8 protein-coding genes are annotated in these 7,566 nt (G+C 71.8%); 6 read left to right on the top strand and 2 right to left on the bottom strand.

Features of this window, described 5'->3' with window-relative positions; all coding sequences use genetic code 11:
* Positions 1 to 223: 223 nt before the first annotated feature.
* Together ACGF4C_RS23315 and ACGF4C_RS23310 are read left to right on the top strand one after the other, a co-directional pair.
* Positions 224 to 1,090, top strand: coding sequence for a helix-turn-helix transcriptional regulator (locus ACGF4C_RS23315; RefSeq protein WP_030415567.1), 867 nt, complete (start codon positions 224 to 226; stop codon positions 1,088 to 1,090).
* Positions 1,091 to 1,357: 267 nt separating this feature from the next.
* Positions 1,358 to 1,567 carry a DUF397 domain-containing protein gene (locus ACGF4C_RS23310; RefSeq protein WP_030415568.1) on the top strand — a complete coding sequence of 70 codons (210 nt, stop codon included), beginning with the start codon at positions 1,358 to 1,360 and terminating at the stop codon, positions 1,565 to 1,567.
* Between the two features lie 139 nt (positions 1,568 to 1,706).
* On the opposite strand, the gene ACGF4C_RS23305 is transcribed toward ACGF4C_RS23310, so the two are convergent.
* Entirely contained in the window at positions 1,707 to 2,588 is an 882-nt protein-coding gene (locus ACGF4C_RS23305) for a hypothetical protein (RefSeq protein WP_393568751.1), read from the bottom strand.
* A gap of 160 nt (positions 2,589 to 2,748) precedes the next feature.
* On the opposite strand from ACGF4C_RS23305, the gene ACGF4C_RS23300 reads away from it, so the two are divergent.
* The 3 genes from ACGF4C_RS23300 to ACGF4C_RS23290 all read left to right on the top strand — a co-directional run bounded on the left by ACGF4C_RS23300 (position 2,749) and on the right by ACGF4C_RS23290 (position 5,218).
* A complete protein-coding gene (locus ACGF4C_RS23300; RefSeq protein WP_393568750.1) occupies positions 2,749 to 4,008 on the top strand; it encodes a PLP-dependent aminotransferase family protein in 1,260 nt (419 codons plus the stop codon).
* Positions 4,009 to 4,092: 84 nt separating this feature from the next.
* Entirely contained in the window at positions 4,093 to 4,311 is a 219-nt protein-coding gene (locus ACGF4C_RS23295; protein ID WP_393568749.1) for a hypothetical protein, read from the top strand.
* A 121-nt stretch (positions 4,312 to 4,432) separates the two neighbouring features.
* Entirely contained in the window at positions 4,433 to 5,218 is a 786-nt protein-coding gene (locus ACGF4C_RS23290; protein ID WP_393568748.1) for an SDR family oxidoreductase, read from the top strand.
* Positions 5,219 to 5,269: 51 nt separating this feature from the next.
* Here ACGF4C_RS23290 and ACGF4C_RS23285 read toward each other — a convergent pair whose 3' ends face one another.
* The gene (locus ACGF4C_RS23285; protein ID WP_393568747.1) at positions 5,270 to 6,391 is read right to left on the bottom strand and encodes an ADP-ribosylglycohydrolase family protein; all 1,122 of its coding nucleotides are present in this window, start codon (positions 6,389 to 6,391) and stop codon (positions 5,270 to 5,272) included.
* Between the two features lie 179 nt (positions 6,392 to 6,570).
* Between ACGF4C_RS23285 and ACGF4C_RS23280 the strand changes: the two genes are divergently transcribed.
* Complete coding sequence (locus ACGF4C_RS23280; protein ID WP_393568746.1) at positions 6,571 to 7,530, top strand: D-2-hydroxyacid dehydrogenase family protein; 960 nt, start codon at positions 6,571 to 6,573, stop codon at positions 7,528 to 7,530.
* The last annotated feature ends 36 nt before the right edge of the window (positions 7,531 to 7,566 follow it).

The raw sequence follows: 7,566 nt of genomic DNA, 5'->3' as shown, positions 1-7,566 counted from the left end.
CCACCCCCCCCCGCCCGGCCCCTGCGGGCCGGCCGGGGCGGCGCGCTGCCCCCTTGGCGGGGGGGGGGGGGCCCCCGCCCCCCCCGCGCCCCCCCCCCCCCCCCACCACCCCGCGCACACGCTCGATCGCCTTGTGTGCGCATTTCACTGCGCGGCGTCACTCCGGAGTGGCAGTCTGCTGACCAGGAAATGACAGCAGTACGGAGCCGGAGGTGCACATCCCGTGGCGTCCCACGTCAATCCCACCGTCAGGCGACGCCGGCTGGGCCAGGAGCTGCGCAGGCTCCGCGAGCTCAAGGGCATGACGGCGGAAGAGGTGGCCGAGCGGCTGCTGGTCTCGCAATCGAAGATCAGCAGACTCGAGAACGGCCGCCGCAGCATCAGCCAGCGTGATGTCCGCGATCTTTGCGGGGTCTACGAGGTCGAGGACCACCGGATAGTCGATTCGCTGATGCAGATGGCGAAGGACTCCCGCCAGCAGGGCTGGTGGCACGCCTTCGGCGACATCCCGTACAGCGTCTACATCGGCCTGGAGACCGAGGCCGCCTCGCTGCGGATCTACGAGTCGCTGCTCGTGCCCGGGCTGCTGCAGACGCCCGGCTACGCCGAGGCGGTCATCCCCGGCACCGTCCCCGAGCTGGCGCCGGACCATTTGGAGAAGCGCATCCAGGTGCGGATGCGCCGCCAGGAGCGGGTCAACGAGCCCGAGCGCCCGCTGCGGCTGTGGGTGGTGCTGGACGAGAGCGCGCTGCGGCGGGTGGTCGGCAGCCACCTGATCATGCGCGAACAGCTCGACCATCTCGTCGAGGTGAGCCATCTCCCGCATGTGACCGTGCAGGTGCTCCCTTATGACGCCGGTGCGCACGCCGGAATGTCGGGAACGTTCTCCATCCTGGAATTCGACGATGCCGCGGATTCCAGCGTGGTGTACATCGAGGGCGTCACCAGTGACCTCTATCTGGAGAAAACCAATGATGTGCACAAATACACGATCATGTACGAGCATTTGCGGGCCCAGGCGCTGAGCGCGGAAGCGAGCCGGGAGTTCATCGCGGAAGCGGCGAAATCCCATGCGGACGCGATGGGGTGACCAGAGGTGAGGTGACCCGAGGTGAAGTGACCTGAGGTGAGGGGAGACCGGAGCGGCGGACCGTATGACGGACCGGGCATGGTGGAAAAGGTGCGGAATGCGAGGTTCCGGATAACGGGTTGGCACGGTACACCCGCCCCTACCGCCATGAAAAGAGATCAAGGAATATGCCATTCGGACGGGTGAACGGCCCCTGCGGTTGGTGATGTTGGCGCGTAGCGTCATGACTACCGAATCCGCGGTAACTCAGAGTAAGTTGGAGTGAACATGGCCGTGCAGCCGAATTCCGCATTCTCCTGGACCAAGTCCTCGTACTCCGGTGGTAACGGCGCCTGTGTGGAAATCGCCGTACCGACCACCGCAGCCATCGCGGTGCGCGACTCCAAGGACCCCGAGGGGCCGCGCCTCACGTTCGACAACGCCTCCTGGAGCCGTTTCCTGTCGGACGTCGCCGACGGCGGCTTCGACGTCGCGTGACCTGAGCCGGCACGCTCCACAGTCCGCATCCGCGGATACGAGCCCTCTCGACTGGATCGCCGTCCCGGCCGAGGGGGCTCGGCCTTGCCCGCCCCACCGCGCCTTCCCTCCCGCCGCCGTCACCGCGCGTCAGCATCCGTCAGCGCAATTCGGCCACGTACCGGTCCGTCCCGGGCACGGTCGGCACGAACGGCGCGACCAGCTCCACCCGCCCGAGCCCCGCGTCCGCGACCTCCTCCCCGAGGCCCGCGAAGTGCGCCGCCCAGTCGTCGCGGGGATCCCGCTCCAGGAACCACAGCAGCGTCAGCCGGGTGTCGACGCCCTCGACCTGCCGTACGTACGTCATCCGGTCACCGGGCAGCGGGGTCGGCCGGAAGACCGTGACCATCGCCGCGGGTGAGCCGGCCAGCCGCCGCGGCAGCTGCCGGTCCCGCAGCCACTCCAGCAGCCCGGCCCGTTCCTCAGGGCCGGCCGCGTCGACCACCTCCAGCACCAGCCCCGCATAGGGGTGGTCCAGCGCATGGAAGTCCCGGGGGCCCGCCGCACCGTCCCGGTAGACCGTCGCCAGGTGGTCCTGGAAGGCGGTGAAGATGTGCGTGCGGTCCTGGTGGACCCGGCCGTCCCGGTTGAGGCGCCGGTTGATCGCCACCGTCCACCGCATGTGCTCGTCGTAGCGGCCTTCGGTGAGCCAGTACGTGGAGAGGTAGCAGCCGGCCGTGACCGGGCGGGCGACGGCGGACTCCTGTGGATAGCGCAGGAGTTGGAGATCGCGGGTGGCGACCCAGCGGCGGCCCGCGAACATCCAGGGCATCGCCATGGCGCCGGCGATGTAGTGGTCGTCCTCGTACCAGCGGTTGTAGGCGTACTCATGGCCGGGGTGCGGTTCGACCATGGTGATCAGCGCATGCCCGGGGCGGACGCCGTAGGGGCCGACGGCGGCCAGTTCGCCGTAGGTGGCGACATGGGTGGCGGTGGCGTCCTCCGGTGTGGTCCCGTTCGTGCTCTCGCGGTCTGCGGTCATGGGGAACAGGTGTAGCTGACACAGCGTCAGAACGGGAGGGGTGCGTCCGTCATGCTCACCATGTGGGCATCCCTGCACATCCGTTCCGCCCCTGCCTAAGCTGCCTGGCACCTACAGCTAACGCGGGTTAACCCGCGGCCGGAGTGAAGGGGGAACCGCCATGCCGGATGCGATCCTCACCGATGCCCGTACGACCCTTCGTACGCCCACCGATACGTCCGCCCGGGCGCCGCTCCCCGAGCTCGCCGCGCGGGCGGCGCGCACCGGCAGCTCACCCGTACGGGACATCCTGGCGCTCACCGCCCGGCCCGAGGTCATCTCGTTCGCCGGCGGGCTGCCCGCTCCGGAGCTGTTCGACGCGGCGGGGCTGGCCGCCGCCTTTCAGCACGTGCTCGCCGACGACCCGCGGCGCGCCCTGCAGTACTCCACCAGCGAGGGCGACCCGGCGTTGCGCGCGGCCGTCGCGGCGCGCACCACTGCCCGCGGGCTGCCCACCGATCCCGACGAGCTGCTCGTGACCACCGGCTCGCAGCAGGGACTGTCGCTGCTGGCCACCGTCCTGCTGGAGCCGGGCGACACGGTGCTGGTCGAGGACCCCTGCTATCTGGCGGCGCTGCAGATCTTCTCGCTGGCGGGTGCCCGGGTGGTGCCGGTGCCCACCGACGACGAGGGGATCGACCCGGTCGCACTGGACGAACTCGCCGCCCGGGAGCGGCCGAAGCTGCTCTACGTCATCCCCACCTTCCAGAACCCGACCGGCCGCACGCTCTCCGCCGAGCGGCGGGCCGCGGTCGCCGGGATCGCCGCCCGGCGCGGACTGTGGATCGCCGAGGACGACCCGTACGGCGAGCTCCGCTTCGAGGGCGCGGCCGTGCCGTGGGTGGCGTCGTTCCCGGGGGCCGAGGACCGTACGGTGCTGCTGGGTTCGTTCTCGAAGGTGATGGCGCCCGGGCTGCGGCTGGGCACGCTGCGGCTGCCGGCCCCGCTGCGGCGCCCGTGCGTCATCGCCAAGCAGGCCGCCGACCTGCACACCTCGACCGTCGATCAGGCGGCCGCGGCACGGTACTTGGCGACCACGGACCTGGACCTCCATCTGGCGCGGGTGCGCGATGCGTACCGCGAGCGCCGGGACGCGCTGGTCGACGGGCTCGCCACGGCCCTCCCCGAGGGCTCGCGGTGGAACCGGCCGGCGGGCGGCATGTTCGTCTGGGCCACCCTGCCCGCCGGCTACGACGCGACCGCGCTGCTGCCCGAGGTCGTACGGCATGACGTCGCCTACGTGCCCGGGGCGCCGTTCTACGCCGGGACGCCGGACCCGGCCGCGGTCCGCCTGTCGTTCGTCACGCACACGCCGGAGGAGATCCGCGCGGGCCTGGGGCGGTTGCGCGGAGCGTTGGTGGAGGCGCGCGGGGAGAGGTGAGGGCGGGGCCCTCCGGAGAGTCGCGGCTTCGGGGTGGGTGCCACGGGGAAGGACAGGGGTGGGAACACCTTTCCGGGAGGACGGATGACCCGAGGCAGCCACGGCACCCAAGACCCCCACGGCGCGGACGACCCGACGGGCGGCGCGCCGGCCCCCGATTCCTCCGACGACTGTCCGACCGAGCCGCCGCCTTCCCTCGCCCGCCGCCTGTGGGCCCGGCTGTGCGGTGCCCGGGTGCGGGTGGCCGCCGTCCTGCGCCGGCTGCGGTCCGTCGTCCGCCTGCGCCGGGGCCACGCGCACTGACCGGGCAGCAGCCGCCCACCCGGGAAATCCGCGGGCGGAGGGGCTGTTCCTTCCGGGGCCACCGCTCTAATCTGACTGACCGTCAGAGCGGGTAGGTGGGGCTCGGCGTCCGGAGGCGGAGATGCTGCTGCGGAACAAGACCGTCGTCGTCTCGGGCGTGGGGGCCGGCCTCGGCCATCAGGTCGCGGCGGCCTGCGTGCGGGACGGTGCGTCGGTGGTGCTGGGCGCGCGCACGGAGGCGAACCTCGCCAAGTCGGCGGCGCAGATCGACCCTTCGGGGACGCGTACGGCCTGGCGGGTGACCGACATCGGTGACGAGGCACAGTGCACGGCGCTGGCCGCGCTGGCGGTGGAGCGGTTCGGCGGGATCGACGCGGTGGTCCATGTCGCCGCGCTGGACTCGCTGTTCGGCGGGCTGCGGGACGCCGACTTCGACTCCTGGCGCGCCGTCGTGGACGTCAATCTCTTCGGCACGCTGCGGATGACCCGGGCCTGCCTGCCGTCGCTGACCGCGCGCGGCGGGGGTTCGGTGGTGTTCATCGGCACCCAGTCGTCGGTCGCGGCGCCCTCACAGGTGCAGCAGGCGGCGTATGCGGCGTCGAAGGGCGGACTGGTCTCCGCGATGTATTCGCTCGCCCGCGAGCTGGGCCCGGACCGGATACGGGTCAACACCGTGCAGCCGGGCTGGATGTGGGGCCCGCCGGTCGAGGCGTACGTACGGTTCCAGGCGCAGGCCGAGGGCGTGCCGGAATCCGAGGTGCTCGGGCGGCTCACCGAGCGGATGGCGCTGCCGGAGCTGGCCACCGATGCCGATGTGGCCGAGACCGCGGTCTTCCTGGCGTCCGACCGGGCGCGCGCCATCACGGGTCAGTCACTGCTGGTCAATGCGGGTGAGCTGATGCGGTAGCGACCTCACCCCTGCCCATTACGGCCGTACGGGTCCCGGACCGTACGGCCGTTACGCCCGCGGATACCGCGCCAGCCACCCCGGGGACGAGCCGGCCGGGCCGTGCAGGGCGGGGCCCTGGGTCATTTCCATGGCGAAGTCGTCGGCCAGTTGCAGGATCGTGGCCCGGCCCTCCAGTTCGACCAGCCAGTCCGGCGGCAGCGCCGTTTCGCCGTGCAGGGTGCCGAGGAGGTTGCCGCAGATGGCGCCGGTGGAATCGCTGTCGCCGCTGTGGTTGACGGCGAGCAGCAGGCCGTGCCGGATGTCCTCGGCGACCAGTGCGCAGTACACGCCGATGGAGAGCGCCTCCTCGGCCGTCCAGCCCTCGCCCAGCGACTCCACCCGGGCCGGCGTCGGCATGCCCTGCCGTACGGCGCCCAGGGCGCGCTTGAGGGCCTCGGTGGTCTCCTCGTGGCCGGGGCGGGTGGCCAGGTGGGCGAGCGCCTTCTGCACCGCGCTGTCGAGGTCCTCACCACGGGCCAGCGAGTGGCTGATGACGGCGAACGCGCCGGCCGCCAGATAGCCGGTGGGGTGGCCGTGGGTCTGCGCCGCGCACTCCACGGCGAGCTGGAAGACCAGCTGCGGCTCCCAGCCGACCAGCAGCCCGAACGGCGCCGAGCGCATCACCGCGCCGCACCCCTTGGAGTCCGGGTTCTTCGGCGCCTCCACGGTGCCCATGACCTCGTCGCCGAGGCCGCTGAGGCAGGCCCGGCCGGGCGCGCGGCGGGAGTACAGCCACTCCTCGCGGGCCAGCCAGCCGTCGTGCGTCTTGCGCTCGTCGGGGCCCCAGTCGTGCTGGGTGGCGGCCCAGCGGAGGTAGGCGCGGTGGACGTCGGTGGGCGGGTGCCAGGCGCCGGTGTCGCGGCGCACCTGGGCCCGGATCAGCCCGTCGACGGTGAACAGGGTCATCTGGGTGTCGTCGGTGACCGCACCGCGCCGCCCGAAGGCGGGCACGAAGTCCGTCACGCCCTCCTGGCCGTGCGCCGCACGGATCGCATCGAGCGCGTCGAATTCGATGCCGGCACCGAGCGCATCGCCGATCGCGCCACCGAGCAGGCAGCCGCGTACCCGGCTGCGGAAGTCCTGCTGTTCGGCGCGCCCCCAGATGGCGGCGCCGCCTCCCGCTGCGCTCACTGTGCCTCCCGAAGCTCACCACGTTCCGGGGCCTTGCGAAGGCCCCATGGCGCAGCACTGTAATCGACCGGGATTGATCAGTTTCCGGCCAGGTGAGTATGCGCATAGTCGCTGGCTAGGCGGCTTTTGGGCGCTACGGTCCGGATGAACGCCGAACTGCACCTCCGGGAGATCTTGCTATGACACTGCGCTGCGCCGTACTCGACGATTACCAGGACGTCGCGCTCTCCGTGGCCGACTGGTCACCGCTGGCCGGTACCGTCGAGGTCCGTACGCTGCGCGAGCCGTTCCGCTCCGAGGACGAGGTGGTCGCGGCGGTCGGTGACTGCGAGATGGTCGTGGCGATGCGCGAGCGCACGCCGTTCCCCGCCTCGCTGCTCGGCCGGCTGCCCCGGCTCCGGCTGCTGATCACCTCCGGGATGCGGAACGCCGCCATCGATCTGGCGGCCGCCGCCCGGCTCGGGATCACCGTGTGCGGCACCGCCAGCAACACCGAGCCGCCCGTCGAACTGACCTGGGCGCTGATCCTGGGCCTCGCCCGCAACGTCGTCACCGAGAACACCGCGATGCGCGCCGGCGGCCCCTGGCAGTCCACCCTCGGTGCCGATCTGCACGGCCGCACGCTCGGGCTGCTGGGCCTGGGCAAGATCGGCAGCCGGGTCGCCCGGATCGGACTGGCCTTCGGCATGGACGTGGTGGCGTGGAGCCGGAACCTGACCGCCGAGCGCGCCGCGGAGGTGGGCGTACGCGCCGCCGCCGACAAGGAGGAGCTCCTGGAGGCGGCCGATTTCGTCTCCGTCCATCTGGTGCTCGGCGACCGCACCCGGGGGCTGCTCGGCGCGGACGAGCTCCGCCGGATGCGGCCCACGAGCTACCTCGTCAACACCTCGCGCGCCGCGATCGTCGACCAGGAGGCGCTGGTGCGGGCGCTGCGCGGGAACTGGATCGCCGGGGCCGGCCTGGACGTCTTCGACCAGGAGCCGCTGCCGGCCGGTCACCCCTTGCGCACCCTCCCGAACGTGCTGGCCCTGCCGCACCTCGGCTATGTCACCCGCCGCAACTACGAGGGCTACTTCCAGCAGGCCGTCGAGGACATCACCGCCTTCCTGGCGGGCACTCCGGTGCGTCAACTCAACTGATGCGCACCAGCGCCGGGGCTCATCCGTTCGATGATG

The organism is Streptomyces sp. NPDC048197 (genome assembly GCF_043202395.1).
GTDB lineage: Bacteria > Actinomycetota > Actinomycetes > Streptomycetales > Streptomycetaceae > Streptomyces > Streptomyces siderophoricus.
This window is presented reverse-complemented; position numbering and strand designations above follow the sequence as displayed.

Excerpts from the sequence above, each read along its gene's own strand:
- ACGF4C_RS23295 (WP_393568749.1), top strand. The coding sequence starts at position 4,093 with ATGACCCGAGGCAGCCACGGCACCCAAGACCCCCACGGCGCGGACGAC.
- ACGF4C_RS23305 (WP_393568751.1), bottom strand. The coding sequence starts at position 2,588 with ATGACCGCAGACCGCGAGAGCACGAACGGGACCACACCGGAGGACGCC.
- ACGF4C_RS23280 (WP_393568746.1), top strand. The coding sequence starts at position 6,571 with ATGACACTGCGCTGCGCCGTACTCGACGATTACCAGGACGTCGCGCTC.
- ACGF4C_RS23310 (WP_030415568.1), top strand. The coding sequence starts at position 1,358 with ATGGCCGTGCAGCCGAATTCCGCATTCTCCTGGACCAAGTCCTCGTAC.
- ACGF4C_RS23300 (WP_393568750.1), top strand. The coding sequence starts at position 2,749 with ATGCCGGATGCGATCCTCACCGATGCCCGTACGACCCTTCGTACGCCC.
- ACGF4C_RS23290 (WP_393568748.1), top strand. The coding sequence starts at position 4,433 with ATGCTGCTGCGGAACAAGACCGTCGTCGTCTCGGGCGTGGGGGCCGGC.